The organism is Bifidobacterium sp. WCA-178-WT-4B, assembly GCF_009696495.1.
In the GTDB taxonomy this organism is placed as follows: Bacteria; Actinomycetota; Actinomycetes; order Actinomycetales; family Bifidobacteriaceae; genus Bifidobacterium; species Bifidobacterium infantis.
On the sequence record NZ_VULV01000005.1, the window covers coordinates 72,797 to 90,544 of the forward strand.

Sequence of the window (17,748 nt, forward strand, 5' to 3'; positions counted from 1 at the left end):
GGCTCCGGCACTTATAGTTGAGCCATGACTACTTCAGGCGCAGAACAGTTGACGCTTGCGGGGCTGGCTCCCCGCAAGCGGCGTAAACGTGCGCCTGCGGAGCATACGCCGGCCGAGCAGCATCCCATAGCGCAAGTCGTGCTGGATGTGCAGGCGCTCCACCTCGGTCAGACATTCGATTACTTCATTGATGAAAAAGACAGCGAGGCCGCACAACCGGGTGTGTTGGTGCGCGTGCGGTTTGGCGGTCAGAGGGTCAGCGGCGTGATCTGGGCACGCACCGATACCAGCGATACGCCGCGCTCTTCGATTCGCTATATCGAGCGAGTGCTGAGCCCCGATGTACTGGTTCCCGCTTCGATGCGTGAGGATATCGGTCTGGTTGCCAAAGCCTATGGCGGCACACGGGCCAATATTCTGCGTTTCGCCGTGCCACCGCGCGTGGCCAAGGTAGAGACCGAGCAGCGGTTGGCCGCGTCGTTCCGTCGGCCGGTCGGCGGCTCATTGCCGGATAATACGCAGGGTGGTTTTGCCGGGCGTGGCACCAATCCCGATGGGACCAAACCTGCTGGCTCTACCTTTGCCGTTGCCAGTACCGTTTCGGAGGGAGCTGCGCAGGGGTATCGTCGTCTGACCGCCAATTACGCCGATGTCAATGTGCTTCATGACGCGCTTACCGGTCAACGTTTCCAATCTTTTGTGTTTGATTCATTGCCCGGTGCACAGGAGTGGCAACGAAACATGGCATGGATGGTGGCCACTGCGTTGAGTGCCGGTAAGGCTGCCGTAGTTGAATTGCCCACCATGCGCGAGGTCGAAGACCTGATGCCTATGCTACGCAATTATGGACTCAAACCGTTCGCCCCGGCACCCGCCGGCGGCTGGGTGGGCGACGTCGCCGTGCTCAATGCGGAGACCATGCCTGCGGCCGACCGGTATCGCACGTATCTGGCCGTGGCGTTGGGCCAGGTGAAGGTGGTGATCGGCACCCGCGCGGTGATGTATGCGCCGGTTGCAGGCCCGGCACTGTTCGCCATTCTGGAGGATGCCGCCTATCAGAACATGGACGGTATGATGCCATATCCGCAGGCCCGTGGCGTGATGCGGCTGCGCGCCAAGTCCCATGGCGGCGTGTTCGTGGCCATGGCCAATGCGCGCACCCCGCAAAGTCAGTGGGAAAACACCGGCCCGGATACGGTGGAGACCCCGGTGAGCGGCTATTCCACCGCGATTCACCCGCTCGCCTCGCCGCTGAAGGATGCGACGCCTTGGGTACGTTGGCTCAATCGCGATGAGCTTGCGCGTCTTGCCGACCCGTCCATCGGCGCACGTGTGCCGCATACAGCTGTCCGCGTGCTTTCCAAAGCGCTGGAGAGCGGCCCGGTGCTGTTGTCCATTCCGCAAGACAATGTCAGCGAGACCTTGAGCTGTGCGAAATGCCATCGTCAGGTGCGCTGCGCCAAGTGTTCCGGACCATTGCAACTGCCGGCCGACCGCCGGGACTCCACACCGCGATGCCGCTGGTGCGGGGCTGCCGCCATCAACTGGAAGTGTCCGGGCTGTGGGCATGAACGTATGCGCGTGGTGCGGGTGGGGGCTGCCGGCACTGCGGCGGAGCTGGCCGGATTGTTCCGTGGCGTGCCAGTAGTTTTGTCCAGCAAGACGCAGGGTCTGGTGCGCGATGTGGCTTGCCAGCCGATGATTGTCATCGCCACTCCCGGTTTCGAACCGCGCGTGCGTCCGATCAGTGCCGAGCAGGGAACATCCGGTCATGAGTATCGCGCAGTGGCCGTGCTCGACGCTTGGACCAGCCTGTATGCGTTGGGCGTGGATGCTCGGTTGGATACGTTGACCGCGTGGATGCGCGCGGTGTCGTTGTGCGCGCCGCGTTCCCGTGGCGGCCAGGCGTTGATTCTCGGCGAAACCGACCCGGCCATCGCCCAATCGCTGATGCTCTGGGATTCGAGGATTCTTGCAGCCAAGGATCTTGAGGAGCGTGTGGAGACCGGTATGCCGCCGGCCGTGGCCGCCGCCTGCGTGTGGGGCCGCCGTGATGCGGTGATGACGCTGATGCAGCGTATCGGCGCCCTGGGCGGCGATTGGACGGCCTGCGGCGAGCTGCCCGGCATGTTGGGCCCGGTGCCGATCGCGCAACCGGACACGGTCGACGCCCGGGAGCTCGAAGCCACGGCCGACCGGGTGAAGGCAGTAATCCGTGTGCCGCAGAGTCGGCGAGCCGAGCTGGCGGCCCGACTGCACCGGGAAACCGCTCGTCATGTGGCGTCCCGCGAACCCGGCGAGCTTCGCTTCCGAGTAGATCCCAAAGACCTGATCTAATCGTCTTCAACACGTGAAACGATGATTACAGAACGAACATCGCTATAAGGAGGACACCATGAAGGGCTGGCCTGGAGAGCCGGATATGGATTACGACGTGCTGGTCGCGGACGGCGAGGCCGCCGAGAACGCCGGCAAGCCGATCACCGACGTGATCTTCGATTTCGGCAACGTGCTGATTTACTGGGATCCGGCCGCCGTACTCATCCCCCGCTACAGCCAGAAGACCATCGACGAATTCCTCGACAACGACATCTCCGGCTTCTACGATGTCAACGACCTGATGGACGGCGGCACCAGCACCGACGAGGCCATCGCCATCATGCGCCGTGACAAGGGCGATAAGTGGGCGGACATCCTCGACTACTACATCAAGAACTTCCGCGATTCCCTGACCGGCATCGTGCCGGGCGCGCGCGTGCTGGTCAATGACCTGAAGGCCGCCGGCATCGGCGTGTGGGGCCTGAGCAACTGGGAATCCAGCCTGTTCCACGTGGCCGAGGAACAGTGCGATATTCTGCAGCAGCTTGATGGCAAGCTCGTCTCCGGTTTTGTCAAGCTGCGCAAGCCGCACAAGGAAATCTACGAGGCCGCGTTGAACCAGTTCGGCATCAATGCCGATGGCGCGTTGTTCATCGACGATAAGGCCATGAATATCGTCGGCTCGAATGCGGCCGGCATCCGTGGCGTACGTTTCCAGGATCCGGTCAAGCTGCGTGAACTGCTCATCGCCAATGGCGTGAACATTCCGGCCGTGCAGTGAGCATCGACATTTCAAGGAGGACCATGCTCAAACTCGTATTCGCCGGCACCCCCGACGTGGCGGTGCCCTCGCTCAAGGCCTTTGCCGCCGACCCACGCTTCGACGTGGTCGGCGTCATCACCCGCCCCGACGCGCCTACCGGTCGCGGCCGCAAACTCACGCCCAGCCCGGTCAAGGCGAAGGCTCTGGAGCTCGGGCTGCCCGTCATCGATCTCAAACCCCGCTCCCCCGAATTCATGGAGGCGTTGAACGACCTGCATGCGGATATCGCCGCTGTCATCGCCTATGGCAATATCCTGCCTAAGAACGTACTCGACGCAGTACCCATGGGCTGGTACAACCTGCATTTCTCCAACCTGCCGAAGTGGCGTGGCGCCGCTCCCGCCCAGCGTGCGATTTGGGCAGGCGACCCGACCACCGGCGCCGACGTGTTCAAGGTCGGCGAGGGCTTGGACGATGGCCCGATCGTCGCTTCCCTGACCATCGAACTGACCGGCCGTGAGACCTCCGGCGAACTGCTTGACCGTCTGGCCGAAGAAGGCGCACCCATGTATGTGGATGCTCTGGCCGCCGTCGGCGAAGGCACCGCCACATTCACCGCGCAGCCGGCCGAATGCCTGGAATATGCGCACAAGATCACGGTGGAGGACGCCCGCATCAGTTGGACGGACGAGGCCGGAGCCATCGACCGCCAGATTCGCGCCTGCACGCCACATCCTGGGGCATGGACCGAACTGTTTGCGGAGGGGCCAATCGCCGATAATGACGGGTCAACCGCTAAATCCCTCGCCCTGCATATCCTCGCCGCGCAACCGGCCGACCAGTCCAATCCCAACACTCCGGCCGATCTCAAGCCCGGCGAGCTGAAGGTGGGCAAGAAGAACGTGTGGGTTGGTACCGGCAGCACGCCGCTGGAACTCACCCAAGTCAAGGCGCAGGGCAAGAAGGCCATGCGCGCCGCCGACTGGGCCCGAGGCGCACGCCTCTCCCCCGCCGCCTGCGTGCGATAACAAGCAATATCGCTCCCGTCATCGGAAGCACAGCAAAAAGCCCGGCATCTTCGCGAGGAAGATACCGGGCTTTTCAGCTATACAATCGGCGATCAGTCGAGACCGGAGAGCTTGTTGATCAGCTCCGGGTCACGCGTCGCACCCTTGTCGGCCGAGCGGGCGAAGGCGGCGTACGCCTTCAGCGCTTGGGAGACGTGGCGGTTGCGGTGAGCCACGTAGCCGTCGCCGGCCTCGAGTTCACGGCGACGCTCGTCCAACTGCTCGTCAGTCAGTTCGACGTTCACGGAACGGGCTTCGATATCGATATCGATGATGTCGCCGTTCTTGATGAGCGCCACCGGGCCCTTATTGGCAGCCTCAGGCGCCATGTGGCCGATGGCCAAACCGGAGGAACCGCCGGAGTAGCGACCGTCGGTGAGCATGGCGACCTGCTTGCCGATGCCCTTGCCCTTGACGAATGAGGTCGGATACAGCATTTCCTGCATGCCCGGGCCACCCTTCGGGCCTTCGTAACGAATCACAAGCGCCATGCCGGGCTTCAGGGTATCGTTCAGAATGACCTCGATGGCCTGCTCCTGGGAGTCGACCACCAGAGCCGGTCCACGGAACTTCCAGATCTCCGGCGGAACACCGGCGGTCTTGACCACGCAGCCGTCGGGGGCCAGGTTGCCGCGCAGCACGGCGAGGCCGCCTTCATGGATTTCGGGATGATCGATGTCGTGGATGGCGCCGTTGGTACGGTCGCGGTCGAGCGAGTCGAACAGGGTGGTGTGCGTCCACGGCTCCGGGGAGATGATGTGGCCAGGAGCGGCCTTGTACATCTGCTGGGCTTCCTCGGTGCAGGTCGGGCGCATGATGTCCCAATCGGCCAGCTTGGCTTCCAGCGTCGGGTAGTCAATGGAGTGCACGTTGGTGTGCAGCTTGCCGGCGCGGTCGAGCTCGCCGAGGATGCCGGTGATGCCGCCGGCGCGGTGCACGTCGGAAATCTCCCACTTGCCGGACGGCGAGGCCTTGCAGATGCACGGCACGGTGTGGGAAATGCGCTCGATGTCGTCCAGGGTGAAGTCCACGTCGGCGGACTGGGCCATGGCGAGGATGTGCAGCACGGTGTTGGTGGAACCGCCCATGGCCACATCCATGGTCATGGCGTTCTCGAAGGCTTCCTTGGTGGCGATGGAGCGTGGCAGCACGGAATCGTCGGAATCGTCGTAGTACTGGTGCGCGATCTTGACGACTTGGCGGGCGGCACGCTCGAACAGGTCCTTGCGGTAGGAGTGGGAGGCGAGGATGGTGCCGTTGCCGGGCAGGGCCAGGCCGATGGCCTCGGTCAGGCAGTTCATCGAGTTGGCGGTGAACATGCCGGCGCAGGAGCCGCAGGTCGGGCAGACGGTCTTCTCATAGTTGAGCAGTTCCTCATCGGAGACGCTGTCGTCGGCGGTGGCGTACATCACGTCGATAAGGTCGGTGCTCTTGACTGTGCCGTCGGCGAGCACCGTGGTGCCGGCCTCCATCGGGCCACCGGAGACGAACACGGTCGGAATGTTGAGGCGCAGGGCTGCCATCAGCATGCCCGGCACGACCTTGTCGCAGTTCGGGATGCAGATCAGGGCGTCGGCGCAGTGCGCGTTGCACTGGTATTCGACGGTGTCGGCGATGATGTCGCGGGAAGGCAGGGAGTAGAGCATGCCAGTGTGGCCCATGGCGATGCCGTCGTCCACGGCCATCGTGTTGAACTCGCGCGGAATGCCGCCGGCTTCCTTGATAGCCTCGGAAACGATGCGGCCGACCTTGTTGAGGTGGACGTGGCCGGGCAGGAACTCATCGAACGAGTTGGCGATGGCGATGATGGGCTTCTTGCCCATGTCGTCTCCGCTGACGCCCGCAGCACGGTAGAGGGCTCGGGCGCCTGCAAAGACGCGCCCTGACATAATTTTTGCAGATCGCATTTCAGTCATGGCTCTATTCAAGCCTTTGCGAGGGACACGCCGCTTGTCAAGAGTCGAATAATGGAATTGGCAAAAACGTAACGTTTCTTACACATATTTTTTGGAATACATTCCTCTGGCGAGAGTCCGGTATAGGGCTGACAGAAGTCCCCCCAAACGGCTACACTTGCTTCGGCTGAGATAGATTTTCCAATGTTTGGAGATAAGAACAATGGCTTTTGGTACTGACCCGACACCCGACGGTCTTGCGAACCCGCCGATCGACGACCTGATGAAGCACGCCGATTCCAAGTACGCGCTGGCCATTTTCGCCGCCAAGCGCGCACGCCAGATCAACTCCTACTTCACGCAGCTCAACGAGGGCCTGCTGCAGAACGTCGGCCCGCTGGTCGAATACCAGAACAACGAGAAGCCTCTGTCCATCGCCTTCCGCGAGATCGACGAGGGTCTGCTTGAGGAGACCTTGGGCGAGGACGACGCCAACGAAGGCAACTGATCGATTCCGACAATTCGTTTGGATTGTTTGGACAGTTCGTCGCCGAATGATGGTTTGAGAGTTCTCTCACAACTGATTTTGAGCGACACGCTTGCCTGAGTTATCGCAATCAGCTATAACTCATCATCAGGAGCGAACAAGACGTAAGGCTCGAGCCACCGCGCTGGTTGGCACGGGCCTTTATTTATGCCCGCTTCCGCAGTGACAAGTAAAAATTGACACCGTATCATTGTGCCTCGCATCCCGCGGGGCGATAAGTCCTGAAGAAAGGGATGATATGACAGAAGAACATCGGCTTATCTCCGCCGAATCTGTGACCGAAGGCCACCCTGACAAGGTCTGCGATCAAATCTCCGACGCCATTCTTGATGATCTGCTGGCCCAGGATCCGTCCAGCCATGTGGCCGTGGAGACCTCCGCCGCCACCGGCGTGTTCCTGGTCTTCGGCGAAGTCACGTCCAAGGGGTACTGCGACGTGCAGTCCAAGGTCCGCGAAACCCTGCGCAACATCGGCTATACCTCTTCCGAAGTCGGCCTTGACGCCGATTCCTGCGGCGTGGTCGTGGCCATCACCGAGCAGAGCGCCGAAATCAACCAGGGCGTTGCCCGTCTGACTGGCGATCAGGAGACCGCCGCCAGCCGCGAAGAACGTTACGAAGCACAGGGTGCCGGCGATCAGGGCGTGATGTTCGGCTACGCCACCGACGAGACCCCGACGCTGATGCCGCTTCCGATCTACTTGGCACATCGTCTCGCCTTCCGTCTGACCGAGGTGCGCAAGTCCGGTGAAGTGCCGCACCTGCGCCCGGACGGCAAGACCCAGGTAACCATTGAGTATGACGATAACGATAAGCCCGTTCGTCTGGACACCGTTCTGATCTCCACCCAGCATGATCCTGAGGTTACGCAGGATTGGCTTGCTGTTGAGCTGAAGAAGCACGTGATTGACCCGGTGCTTGATGAGGTGCTGGGTTCCAAGGTGCCGCATGACAACTACCGCCAGCTGGTCAACCCGACCGGTTCGTTCATCCTGGGCGGCCCGGCGGCCGACGCCGGTCTGACCGGCCGCAAGATCATCGTCGACACCTACGGTGGCGCTGCCCACCACGGCGGTGGCGCGTTCTCCGGCAAGGACCCGTCCAAGGTCGATCGTTCCGCCGCGTACGCCACCCGTTGGGTTGCGAAGAACATCGTGGCTGCCGGCCTGGCCCACAAAGTCGAGATCCAAATCGCCTACGCTATTGGCGTTGCCGACCCGGTGTCCGTCAACGTGGAGACCTTCGGCACCGAGCAAGGCGTGACGCGCGGCCAGATCACCGCCGCCGTACGCAAGGTCTTCGACCTGCGCCCCGCCGCCATCATCGACGAGCTCGACCTGAAGCGCCCGATCTACTTGAAGACCGCCGCGTATGGCCACTTCGGACGTACCGACGTCGAGTTCCCGTGGGAAAAGACCGACAAGGTCGAGGAGCTCAAGGCCGCGATTGCTGCGGAGTGAGGTGTTCTAATTAGGGCAGGGAGACCATGAGAATAGGGGGCTTTCCGTGCAATCCACTATGACGTGCCGCTCCTCGTATTCGCCGCCTCGAAGGTGAGGCGCGAGCGCTGATTCCTCTCGGGCCGACGCATCGACGCGGCCCGAGATGGACCAAAATCCAGAATAACCGACATTCGCCGCTGTTCCGTTTTTCGCCCAAGGCGTATCTCTCCCCGTATCTTGAGGTGCATCATGTATTGTCGCGGCTAACCAACCGGCGAAACGCGGCATGTTTCGCATTTTGGGCGAAAAGCCCAAGGCCCACAGGAGGTATTGATGACGTTCGTTGCACGGTCGGTGCGCTATGTGCTCAGAAAACGAGTGCGAACCATAGTGCTCCTTATAGTATTGACCATCATAACGGCGAGTATGCTATCCACGATCGCGGTTTCTCGGGCAGCTCAACAGGCCGCCGGACGAATCGAGAAGGAAGCGGTCGGCGGGTTCGTGCTGGCCAGCAACCTGCAGGGCAGCATGCTCACGCCTCGTGGAGGTGGCATGGTGCGTCCCGCCGACGTGCGCAGGATCGCCCAACTGCCCGGGGTCGATTCGTATATGGTCCGTCAGAACGCCACCGCCGATCTCGTGGGGGCGAATGTGGCGAAGGTCCCCGGCGGCGATGATTACGATGCGACCAAGGAGCAGCAGTTCGGCAACGCCGCCAACGTCATAGGCACGAATGATTCGTCGAAACTCAACGTGTTCACGTCGCGCACGCTCGGCATGGCCGAAGGACGGCATCTGAAGGCCTCCGACAAGTACACGTCGATGATCCATGAGGATCTCGCCAAAGCCAACGGGCTCAAAGTCGGAGACACACTCACGCTCAAGGCCAACGCCTACGACGCCGACAACGAATCACATTCGACGGCGACCGTCAAGACCACCATCGTGGGCATATTCAAGGGCGACAGCGCCAGAAAGGTATCCAGCCGAGCGGAACTCACCGCCAACACCATCTACACCGATCTGGATACCACACGCGATCTGTACCAGTACAAGAACGGCAAGGAAATATACCAGGACGCCACCTTCGTGCTGTCCAAAGGCGTTGACGTGGAGAAGACCATGGACGCCGCAAAGAAACTCCCGGTGGATTGGAACAACTATCAGATCACGCGCAACGACCAGTATTCGTCGAGCATGCTGCATGCCGCCCGCGGCGTGCGCTCCATGATGCGCGGCGCCCTGATCGGCGTTACCGTCTCGGCCGTGCTCGTGCTCAGTCTCATGCTGCTGCTGTGGATGAACGACCGACGTCAGGAGATGGGCATACTGGTGTCCCTTGGCGTCGGCAAGCCCTCCCTGGTCGCCCAATACCTCGCCGAGATGATGCTGATCGGTCTGCCGTCCCTCGTCCTCGGCTGGCTGTGCGCGCAGGGAATGGCCCAATGGCTCGGCACCACGGCGCTCCATTCCGTGAACGCCTCCGCGGCGAAGGAGCTGAGCAGCATGGGGCAGGTCGGCGGCGATCTTGAATCCAGCATGTCGGTGCGCACCCTGGATTCGCTCACGGTGTCGGTCGATGGGACCGCCATGCTGTACGTGGCGCTCGGCCTGTTGGCGGTGATGCTGGTGTGCGTCGCGGTGGCGTGCATGCCGATGCTGCGCAAATCGCCGCGAGACCTGTCGGAGATTCGATGATGAGCATGAATGTGTGGAAGCGTGCCACGTTGGCGATCGTGCGCAAGCCGGTACGCAGCGGCATCATCGGTCTGCTGATGCTGATGGTCTTCACGAGCCTGGTGGCGCAGGTCGGAGTCTCGACGGCCCTGCGTACCATGTCCGACAGCATCGGCGCGGGCATGGGCATAGGGTTTACCGTCAGCGCCGGCGAGAATCCCATCAGCGCCGAGGAGGCGAGCCGGTTCTCGCGTATCCCCGGTGTGACGAAGACCGCCTATGCGACGAAGACCTTGGCGCAGGTGGATGGCGCGCGACCGGTCATGCCCCGGCAGGGCCCCCGGCTGGACTCCGATCTGGCCATGCAGGTCAGCGTGCTGGGCACCACCGATTCCTCATTGTCCGAGGAATTCCAGAGCGGCCTGTACCGCCTGGAGCAGGGCCGCCATATCTCGGGCGACGGCGACGATGTGCTGGTCCACCGCGACTTCGCGCTGCAGAACGGCCTATCGGTCGGCTCGACATTCCGTCTCCGGCAGGAGGGACGCAACGCCACGGTGCGTGTGGCCGGGATCTTCTCCGGCAACGTGCAGGCCCAAAGCCCCCTGCCCTCGGACACTTCCGAGAACCTCATCTATTCGGGCAGGCGAGTGACCTCCGCTCTGACCGGAAACGACCAGATCGGCATGATCCGATGCCTGTCGGATAATCCGCAGGACCTGTCCGCGGCTGTTGGACGGGCCAAGACCATGGCCGGTGGCAAGTACGACGTCACCGACGATTCGGCCCGGCTCTCCGGCGTCCTGCAATCCGTGCAGACGGTGCGTGATCTGGTGCGCATGGTGCTGCTGTCCGTCTGCCTCGCGGACGTACTGGTGCTGGCGATGGCGCTGGTCTTCTGGATTCGCTCACGCATCCATGAGATAGGCACGCTTCTGGCCCTCGGCATCGACAAGATGCGGATAGTCGCACAGCTCGCCATCGAAACCGGACTCATGGCGGCGGTCGCCGCCCTGTGTTCGCTGGGCACCGGCGCCATGCTGTCGGGATACGTGTCTTCCCGACTGTTGCGCGATTCGGGCGTCGCGCCGTTGGAATCGTTGCACGTGGAGGCCTTGCCGCCCGAGCAGACGGCGCTCATCCTGCTGCTCGGATGCGCGGTCATCGCCGTGGCCCTTGCCGTGTCATGCGCCGCCGTGCTGTCCAAATCCCCGAAATCCATTCTTTCCTCTATGCGTTAGGAGTCACCAATCATGTCTAACTGTCTGCAACTGGACCATGTCGATTACGCCTACGGCGCGGCGAAGATCCTTGTTCTCTCGGATGTCAGCGCGGATTTTGAATCCGGGAAGATGTATGCGATCACCGGCCCGTCCGGCGCCGGCAAGAGCACGCTGCTGTCGCTGCTGGCCGGCCTGGACGCCCCCTCCCGGGGAGTGGTCCGCTTCGAGGGGGAGGACATCGCCGCATCGGGCTATGCGAAGCACCGTCGGGAGCACGTGTCCCTGGTGTTCCAGGACCATAACCTGATCGACTACCTCACCCCCGAAGAGAACCTGCGGCTGGTCAGCGCCAAGGCCGATATGAAGATCCTCGAGGAACTGGGTTTGAGCCGTGAGGAATCCAAGCGCAACATCATGCACCTGTCGGGCGGCCAGCGTCAACGGGTGGCGGTCGGCCGCGCGCTGGTCGCCCCGGGCCGCGCGATCCTCGCGGACGAGCCGACGGGCAGCCTCGACCCGGAGATGACCGACGAGGTGATTCATCTGCTGCAGCACGCCGCCCATCAGCTCGGCAAATGCGTGATCGTGGTGACGCATTCCAAGCGCGTCGCCGACTCCGCCGATGTCGTGCTGCGTCTCAGGAGCAAGAAACTGATCCGGGCGTGACTCACCTGGGCCGGGCGGCACCCATACACCGCTTCGGCATTTCGGCACCCCGGCGACCCGCTTCGCGCTGCCACCTCCCTTTGTAAGGGAGGTGGCAGCGCGAAGCGGTGACCCGCAGTCGTAAGACTGCGAAACACACAGCATCGGCCACAGGCCGATTCCTACAGCTGCTTCGCCACCCAATCGACGATGTACGGGACGACTTCCTCAATCTGGTCGATGGCGACCTCGAACTCGTGCTTGCCGCCGTACCACGGGTCCACCAGATCGATCTGATCTTCGCGGCCGGGCTTCGGCTTGGGCAGATTCGGGTCGAAGCTGCGGTACATGTGCACTTCGGCGCGCTTGCCGGACGGCAGCATGCGCAGTAGGGCGCGCATGTGGGAGGCGGTCATCGGCAGGAACAGGTCGGTACGGTCGATTTCCTCACGTGAGATGCGGTGTGCGAAGTGGTCACGCGGAATCTCATCACCATAGCCACGTTCGCGTAGCACGCGCACGGCACGCGGGTCGATCGGGTGGCTCCACTCCTCGTCGGACACACCACTGGATTCCACGTTCACCTGGTCGCCAAGACCGCGCTCATTAAAGAAGTGACGCAGAATGATCTCGCCCATAGGCGAACGGCAGATATTGCCGGTGCAGACGGTCATTACGGTGTAGGGCTGGGTATTGCTCATAGCTTTGAATAAATCCTCAATCGGACTTCAACGGGCCGCACACGGCCCGACTGTATTGTTGGGGTCGAATGAATATGAATCCGGCTCATGCCGCTATAAAGGGCATAAGCCGGATTCGCATGCTCACTTGGTTTTAGCCAAGATACGGAAACGATAGGAATCGATGCCGGACTCCTCCTTGGCGGGCGTATGCCACTCGCCCACTTCGGCTTCCCGCCACATCCCGGCCTCGACCAGCGACGCCATATCGGGCGCATAGCTGTCGGCATCCACGGTGGCGGCCAGATCAGTCACATAGGCTTTGTCCGCGAACGGCAAAGCCTCGGCGAACAGCTGGGCACCGCCGAGGATCCAAATCTCCGAACGGTCCAGACCGTCGTCCGGAATCGCCTCCTGACGGGCCATATCGAGCGCGTCGTCAAGACTGGTGACCACAGTGGCCCCCGGCGCACGGTACATCGGATCGTGGGAAACGACGATGTTGTCGCGGTTGGGCAGCGGCCGGTACTTGACCTCCAGCGATTCCCAAGTCTTACGACCCATAATCACCGGATGGGAGACGGTCAGCTCCTTGAAATGCTTCATATCCTCGGCACAGTGCCAAGGCATGCCGCCATTGAGGCCGATGGCACCGGCGCGACCTTCCTTGTCGCGGGCTTCGGACCAGATAAGATTCACCGAGAAGGTCTTGGGATAATCGTCACCCCAGTCTTCTTCAGTGGCAGACAGCCCGGCAGATCCGGGCTCGGGTTCGTGATAGCCGCTACGGCTACTGTCATGCTCCATTTCGCTTACTCCTCCTGGATTGCGGAACTGGGCCTTAGTGTAGTGGACAGCGAAGACTCGGGGTCCGTCACCTTCACAGTCTTCGCTGTCCACGAAATGGTAATCGGCATCAGACCGCAACAGGTGCCTTAATAGTGGGGTGATGCTGGTAGCCGACGACCTTGAAGTCCTCATACTGGTAGTCGAACAGAGAATCGGCCTTACGGATCTCGATGGTCGGGTACGGGTAGGGCTTGCGGCCCAGCTGCTCAAGGAACTGGTCGACGTGGTTGTCGTAAACATGGCAGTCGCCGCCGGTCCAGACGAATTCGCCCGGCTTGAGCCCGGTCTGCTGCGCCATCATCATGGTGAGCAGCGAGTAGGAGGCGATGTTGAATGGCACGCCGAGGAACATGTCACAGGAACGCTGGTACAGCTGGCAGCTTAGCTTGCCGTCGGCCACGTAGAACTGGAAGAGCGCGTGGCAGGGCGGCAACGCCATCTTCTCCACCTCGGCTGGATTCCACGCGGAGACGATCATGCGGCGCGAATCCGGATGATGCTTGATGAGGTCGAGCACATTGAAGATCTGGTCGATGGTGCGATTCGGGTCCTCGGGGGTCGGCGCGGGCCAGGAACGCCACTGCACGCCATAGACCGGGCCCAGATCGCCGTTCTCGTCCGCCCACTCATCCCAAATATGCACGTTGTGCTCCAGCAGCCAGTTGATGTTGGAGGAACCCTTCAAAAACCACAGCAGCTCATAGGCCAGGCCTTTGAAGAACACGGTCTTGGTTGTCAGCAACGGGAAGTACTTCGACAGGTCAAAGCGCATCTGCTGGCCGAACAGGGAAATCGTGCCGGTGCCGGTGCGATCGGACTTCAGCGTGCCTTCAGTCAGGATCTTGCGCACCAGGTCCTCATAGGGCATCGGAATGTCCGTTTCGGGACGTGCGGGGATACGGGAGCGAATATCTGCGAGTTGTTCTTCGGTCAAAGCCATGTGCACCAGTGTAGCTTAGGGGCATAATAGAGAAGTCCAATGATGCGGGAGAGCGGCCAGGTGCCGCGCTCCCCCGCTGGCATGGCGATGGGCCAGATCGTCGGCGGCTGAAAATAAAGGAGCAGCTATGGGTAAGCGACTGTGGGTTGAACGCAACAAGGACGGTTCGTGGGATGCGTTCAGCGACGATGGCGCGCACATTAAGTTCGGCAAGGATCGCGGCCAGTTCACGCCGGGCGATCTGATGAAGGTCGCGCTGGCCGGTTGCGCCGCGCTGTCCAGCCAGTTCGCCATCGAACATACGCTAGGTGAGGGCAAGGGTGCCAAGATTGTGGTGGATGGCACGTACGACCCTGAGAACGACGCCTACACCGGTTTCGAGGAGCAGGTGGTGATTGATGCTTCCGACGCCGGGCTGTCCGAGGAGGATGCCGACAAGCTCAAAGAGCGCGTCACCCGCCATATCGACAAGGGGTGCACGGTCAAGCACACCTACGTGCAGGAGACCCCGGTGCGCATGAACGTCACTGTCAAGCACTAGGGAAACACAGCAAGGCCGGGGGAAGGGACGGCGGCCGCACCGCGTCCCTTCCCCCGGCCGTCTTGGCGACGCCCCGTCGCAGGACCCATCGCGTCCGGAGTCTAGTGCTTGTCGGGATCGATGGTCTTCTCGATTTGCCGCGCGACCTCAGGTTCGGCCGCAGGCACCGGTACCTCTTCGACGCCGGCGATATCCTCCAAGGACTTGGTGGGTATCTCGGCGGGCGAGCTCGGCACGGTGTCGAGACGCGATTCCGCGGCCTCAACGTACTTGCGCGGCACCACGTACACCGGGCCGGCCGCATGCTGCAGCAGTCCCTGGCTGGTGGAGCCCAGCAGCAAGCCAGTGAAGCCGCCACGACCACGGGAACCGACAACAACCACATCGTGATCATAGCTGGCCTTGGTCAGTGCGCTGACGGCCGGGCCGGAAACGATCCGCTTGTTGATCTTCAGATCAGGATGCGATTCCTGCAACGGCTTGATACGCACCTCAAGATCGTCCTTGTAGGACTCCATGACGGCGTCCTCGCCATCCACGCCCTTCATGTTCGGCACAGCGGAAATCACGTCCAGTTCCGCACCCCAGCACGTGGCGAAGTCGGCGGCAATATCCAGTGCCTTCAGACCCCACTTGGATTCGTCGGAGCCGACAGCCACCTTGGTGATTGTGTTGTTCAGGTGCATCAGGTTACCGTCATCATCGGTGTACGGCACCACCACAATCGGGCAGTAGGCGTATGCCGGCAGCGACGAGGACGTGGTGCCCAGCAGACGCTCGGCCAGACCGCCCTTGCCACGGTTGCCGATGACGATCAGATTGTAGTTACGCGACAATTCGACGAACACCGATGCCGGATCTCCGGTAACAATCAGTGTGGCGGCTTCGACGCCCTGCTCGTCTGCGATGGCCTTGGCCTTGGACAGAATCTCCTGAGCATCGGAATGTGCGGCGTTATCGTCCCCCATCGCCGTATAGGTGGCATCGAACGAAACGGCGGCATAGCTCGGCAGGGAATATGCGCAGACAATCTGCAGCGTCAGCCCCGCGTGCTTTGCATAATTCGCGGCCCACCATGTTGCCTTGTAACTGGCATGCGACCCGTCCACGCCGACGAGAATGGCCTTGTCGTTAATCATGACGACCTCCTTGAAGGTATCCGCGGCACCAATACCGCGTATCTCCAACAATACCCCGCGACACTCGGTTTGACCGGTATCCTCCGCTCAAAAAGATATTCGTGTATACGAAAAAAGGCACATCCCAAAGGACGTGCCTTAATACGAATTCGCTTACCGCATAATTCTTGTCACATCACGCGGCGAATGGAATATCCAGCTCCACCGAATACGGAAACGCCGCTTACTGCCGTTCCCTGCACCGGGTTCATAGCATTCATCACCTGTCCGTTACCGATGTAAATGGCCGCATGAGTACCATTCGCAAGAATGTCACCCGGCTTGGCATCCGCCAAGCTTGCGATCGGAGTACCCACAGTGGCTTGAGCACCAGAGGTTCGCGGCAGGGAGATGCCAAACTGGGAGAAGACGTACTGTACAAAACCAGAGCAATCCCATCCTGCCGGAGTGTTGCCGCCGGCAACATACGGATAGCCTTGGAACTTCAGCGAGAAGCTAGCAAGCTCAGCGCCAGTGCCAGTCATCTTACCCAAGTCAACCTGTGGAATCGACGCACGCTGTTCAGAGCGGCTGGCTGCCGCAGCAGCAGCGGACTGGGCTGCAGCAGCTTCATCAGCGGCTTTCTGAGCCGCCGCCGCAGCAGCAGCTTCCTTCTCGGCCTGAGACTCGGTCTGTGGCACATCAAGAGTCTCAATGCCACCCCATTTAGAGTTCTCGTCAACCGAAGTGGAGGTGGATTCGGCGAACAGATTCTTCTTCACCGAACTCGCCTTCGGGAAAGAACGTGAGGACACCACAGCACTCGTCTGCGCGGAATCGGCAGAGGCAAACGGGGCTACGCATGCAAACATAGCACCCGTGGCGATAACCGCCACTGATGTGGAAATAATATTCTTAACGTTCGTCATCAGCGCCTTACCTTAGCACACATGGGTCGATTTTATAACAGGAATATCATTTCGAAGATGATGTCGCGGGTGTATCACTCGGCAGGAGAACGCAACAGGCCTCGGGTACCGATTGGCATCCGAGGCCTGCAATATATCAATCAATAAGACTACATCACGGGATACGCACCACGATGGTGAGCTTTTCGGTCATGGCACTAGCGAGAGCCACGCTATGGCCATTCCATCCACCATGGACCGCCTGACCGTTGCCGACATACAACGCCACATGATCGTAGTGTGCACCACCGTTCCATCCACCGGTGTTGGCATAAATCAGAATATCGCCCGGCTGCAGGGACCCGTCTGTAACTACGTGGCCACCAGGAACATTGACGTACTCTTCAGGCCAACCGTGGAAGTTAATGCCACGGGCCGCCAACGCTTGACTGACCAATGCGGTGCAGTCCATGCTCTGTCCGATCAACGAGTAGGCACGGTCAACGGAAGCAGCGGCACCAGCGGAAACCGAACCACTGGCATCGGAATAAGTAACAGAAGAGCGAGACTCATTACGGCTCGCGGCGTTGGCCTGATCCCGAGTCGCCTGAGCCTCGGCCTCCGCCTGCTTCTTGGCCTCCTCTTCGGCAACCTTCTTGGCCGCTGCGGCATCCTTTTCCGCCTGAGATTCCGTTTGCGGCACATCGAGGTTCTCAATGCCACCCCAATCAGCATTGTCCTCAACGCTCGTGGCAGTGGCTTCAGTCGTCAGATCTTTGCGCACCTGGGTATACGAGGGGAAGGACTTGGTGGAAGTCACAGTAACACCCTCAGCTGCAGTTGCTGTAGGAACAAACATAAACAAGCAGGCACAGGAGACAATCGCGGCAACAATGGAAGAAGCTACAGTTTTAGTCTTCATAGAACCATCACCCTACACGGTGCGCATTAACTCGTACAGGATGGAAGAAATAAAACACCCCGGAGCTATTGGGATATATCGGCGTGTCGGCATAGGTCAGTTCGGACTAATACGCGGCCGCAACACTTGAAATGTCATTTCGCGCGAACGATTGCCGATAGGGCGACGTCACATCCGAACAGTAATCATCGAATGTAAGCCAATGAAATG

At 61.0% G+C, this 17,748-nt stretch carries 16 protein-coding genes and 1 riboswitch; of the genes, 9 read left to right on the forward strand and 7 right to left on the reverse strand.

Going from position 1 to position 17,748, the window contains the following annotated elements; translation table 11 throughout:
* Window positions 1-24: 24 nt before the first annotated feature.
* The 3 genes from FYJ31_RS05200 to fmt are packed head-to-tail and all read left to right on the forward strand — an operon-like array spanning window position 25 to window position 4,110.
* Entirely contained in the window at window positions 25-2,337 is a 2,313-nt protein-coding gene (locus FYJ31_RS05200; protein WP_032745412.1) for a primosomal protein N', read from the forward strand.
* Between the two features lie 58 nt (window positions 2,338-2,395).
* Entirely contained in the window at window positions 2,396-3,100 is a 705-nt protein-coding gene (locus tag FYJ31_RS05205) for an HAD family hydrolase (RefSeq protein ID WP_154536169.1), read from the forward strand.
* Between the two features lie 23 nt (window positions 3,101-3,123).
* A complete protein-coding gene (gene fmt, locus FYJ31_RS05210; RefSeq protein ID WP_154536170.1) occupies window positions 3,124-4,110 on the forward strand; it encodes a methionyl-tRNA formyltransferase in 987 nt (328 codons plus the stop codon).
* 92 nt (window positions 4,111-4,202) lie between these two features.
* Here the strand turns inward: fmt and ilvD are convergent, their stop codons facing one another.
* Window positions 4,203-6,065 carry a dihydroxy-acid dehydratase gene (gene ilvD / locus FYJ31_RS05215; protein WP_154536171.1) on the reverse strand — a complete coding sequence of 621 codons (1,863 nt, stop codon included), beginning with the start codon at window positions 6,063-6,065 and terminating at the stop codon, window positions 4,203-4,205.
* Between the two features lie 202 nt (window positions 6,066-6,267).
* Between ilvD and rpoZ the strand changes: the two genes are divergently transcribed.
* The 5 genes from rpoZ (at window position 6,268) to FYJ31_RS05240 (ending at window position 11,601) form a co-directional block, all read left to right on the forward strand.
* Window positions 6,268-6,552 carry a DNA-directed RNA polymerase subunit omega gene (gene rpoZ / locus FYJ31_RS05220; RefSeq protein WP_012578400.1) on the forward strand — a complete coding sequence of 95 codons (285 nt, stop codon included), beginning with the start codon at window positions 6,268-6,270 and terminating at the stop codon, window positions 6,550-6,552.
* A 222-nt stretch (window positions 6,553-6,774) separates the two neighbouring features.
* A riboswitch (SAM riboswitch) is annotated at window positions 6,775-6,834 on the forward strand.
* A complete protein-coding gene (gene metK / locus FYJ31_RS05225; protein ID WP_032745419.1) occupies window positions 6,830-8,050 on the forward strand; it encodes a methionine adenosyltransferase in 1,221 nt (406 codons plus the stop codon). Its footprint overlaps the riboswitch before it by 5 nt.
* 315 nt (window positions 8,051-8,365) lie before the next feature.
* A complete protein-coding gene (locus FYJ31_RS05230; RefSeq protein ID WP_154536172.1) occupies window positions 8,366-9,733 on the forward strand; it encodes an ABC transporter permease in 1,368 nt (455 codons plus the stop codon).
* Window positions 9,730-10,953 carry an ABC transporter permease gene (locus FYJ31_RS05235; RefSeq protein ID WP_154536173.1) on the forward strand — a complete coding sequence of 408 codons (1,224 nt, stop codon included), beginning with the start codon at window positions 9,730-9,732 and terminating at the stop codon, window positions 10,951-10,953. The genes FYJ31_RS05230 and FYJ31_RS05235 overlap by 4 nt, the downstream gene beginning before the upstream one ends.
* Window positions 10,954-10,965: 12 nt before the next feature.
* Window positions 10,966-11,601, forward strand: coding sequence for an ABC transporter ATP-binding protein (locus FYJ31_RS05240; RefSeq protein WP_012578404.1), 636 nt, complete (start codon window positions 10,966-10,968; stop codon window positions 11,599-11,601).
* Between the two features lie 161 nt (window positions 11,602-11,762).
* Here FYJ31_RS05240 and FYJ31_RS05245 read toward each other — a convergent pair whose 3' ends face one another.
* From FYJ31_RS05245 to FYJ31_RS05255, 3 genes are all read right to left on the reverse strand, one after another.
* Window positions 11,763-12,281, reverse strand: a complete 519-nt coding sequence (locus FYJ31_RS05245; RefSeq protein ID WP_154536174.1) for a low molecular weight protein-tyrosine-phosphatase — start codon at window positions 12,279-12,281, stop codon at window positions 11,763-11,765.
* A gap of 123 nt (window positions 12,282-12,404) precedes the next feature.
* Window positions 12,405-13,067 carry a dihydrofolate reductase gene (locus FYJ31_RS05250; RefSeq protein WP_154536175.1) on the reverse strand — a complete coding sequence of 221 codons (663 nt, stop codon included), beginning with the start codon at window positions 13,065-13,067 and terminating at the stop codon, window positions 12,405-12,407.
* Window positions 13,068-13,176: 109 nt separating this feature from the next.
* A complete protein-coding gene (locus FYJ31_RS05255) occupies window positions 13,177-13,977 on the reverse strand; it encodes a thymidylate synthase (RefSeq protein WP_077323863.1) in 801 nt (266 codons plus the stop codon).
* A gap of 199 nt (window positions 13,978-14,176) precedes the next feature.
* Between FYJ31_RS05255 and FYJ31_RS05260 the strand changes: the two genes are divergently transcribed.
* Complete coding sequence (locus FYJ31_RS05260) at window positions 14,177-14,590, forward strand: OsmC family protein (RefSeq protein ID WP_007052358.1); 414 nt, start codon at window positions 14,177-14,179, stop codon at window positions 14,588-14,590.
* Between the two features lie 101 nt (window positions 14,591-14,691).
* Here FYJ31_RS05260 and FYJ31_RS05265 read toward each other — a convergent pair whose 3' ends face one another.
* The 3 genes from FYJ31_RS05265 to FYJ31_RS05275 all read right to left on the reverse strand — a co-directional run bounded on the left by FYJ31_RS05265 (window position 14,692) and on the right by FYJ31_RS05275 (window position 17,538).
* Entirely contained in the window at window positions 14,692-15,729 is a 1,038-nt protein-coding gene (locus FYJ31_RS05265; protein WP_032745426.1) for a universal stress protein, read from the reverse strand.
* A gap of 170 nt (window positions 15,730-15,899) precedes the next feature.
* A complete protein-coding gene (locus FYJ31_RS05270) occupies window positions 15,900-16,637 on the reverse strand; it encodes a C40 family peptidase (RefSeq protein ID WP_032745427.1) in 738 nt (245 codons plus the stop codon).
* Window positions 16,638-16,791: 154 nt separating this feature from the next.
* Window positions 16,792-17,538 (reverse strand): NlpC/P60 family protein, encoded by a 747-nt coding sequence (locus FYJ31_RS05275; protein WP_154536176.1) that lies wholly within the window; start codon window positions 17,536-17,538, stop codon window positions 16,792-16,794.
* Between the last annotated feature and the right edge of the window lie 210 nt (window positions 17,539-17,748).

What these genes read in the sequence shown, in the direction of transcription:
- FYJ31_RS05200 (WP_032745412.1), top strand. Translation starts at nt 25, where the DNA reads ATGACTACTTCAGGCGCAGAACAGTTGACGCTTGCGGGGCTGGCTCCC.
- FYJ31_RS05205 (WP_154536169.1), top strand. Translation starts at nt 2,396, where the DNA reads ATGAAGGGCTGGCCTGGAGAGCCGGATATGGATTACGACGTGCTGGTC.
- fmt (WP_154536170.1), top strand. Translation starts at nt 3,124, where the DNA reads ATGCTCAAACTCGTATTCGCCGGCACCCCCGACGTGGCGGTGCCCTCG.
- ilvD (WP_154536171.1), bottom strand. Translation starts at nt 6,065, where the DNA reads ATGACTGAAATGCGATCTGCAAAAATTATGTCAGGGCGCGTCTTTGCA.
- rpoZ (WP_012578400.1), top strand. Translation starts at nt 6,268, where the DNA reads ATGGCTTTTGGTACTGACCCGACACCCGACGGTCTTGCGAACCCGCCG.
- metK (WP_032745419.1), top strand. Translation starts at nt 6,830, where the DNA reads ATGACAGAAGAACATCGGCTTATCTCCGCCGAATCTGTGACCGAAGGC.
- FYJ31_RS05230 (WP_154536172.1), top strand. Translation starts at nt 8,366, where the DNA reads ATGACGTTCGTTGCACGGTCGGTGCGCTATGTGCTCAGAAAACGAGTG.
- FYJ31_RS05235 (WP_154536173.1), top strand. Translation starts at nt 9,730, where the DNA reads ATGATGAGCATGAATGTGTGGAAGCGTGCCACGTTGGCGATCGTGCGC.
- FYJ31_RS05240 (WP_012578404.1), top strand. Translation starts at nt 10,966, where the DNA reads ATGTCTAACTGTCTGCAACTGGACCATGTCGATTACGCCTACGGCGCG.
- FYJ31_RS05245 (WP_154536174.1), bottom strand. Translation starts at nt 12,281, where the DNA reads ATGAGCAATACCCAGCCCTACACCGTAATGACCGTCTGCACCGGCAAT.
- FYJ31_RS05250 (WP_154536175.1), bottom strand. Translation starts at nt 13,067, where the DNA reads ATGGAGCATGACAGTAGCCGTAGCGGCTATCACGAACCCGAGCCCGGA.
- FYJ31_RS05255 (WP_077323863.1), bottom strand. Translation starts at nt 13,977, where the DNA reads ATGCCCTATGAGGACCTGGTGCGCAAGATCCTGACTGAAGGCACGCTG.
- FYJ31_RS05260 (WP_007052358.1), top strand. Translation starts at nt 14,177, where the DNA reads ATGGGTAAGCGACTGTGGGTTGAACGCAACAAGGACGGTTCGTGGGAT.
- FYJ31_RS05265 (WP_032745426.1), bottom strand. Translation starts at nt 15,729, where the DNA reads ATGATTAACGACAAGGCCATTCTCGTCGGCGTGGACGGGTCGCATGCC.
- FYJ31_RS05270 (WP_032745427.1), bottom strand. Translation starts at nt 16,637, where the DNA reads ATGACGAACGTTAAGAATATTATTTCCACATCAGTGGCGGTTATCGCC.
- FYJ31_RS05275 (WP_154536176.1), bottom strand. Translation starts at nt 17,538, where the DNA reads ATGAAGACTAAAACTGTAGCTTCTTCCATTGTTGCCGCGATTGTCTCC.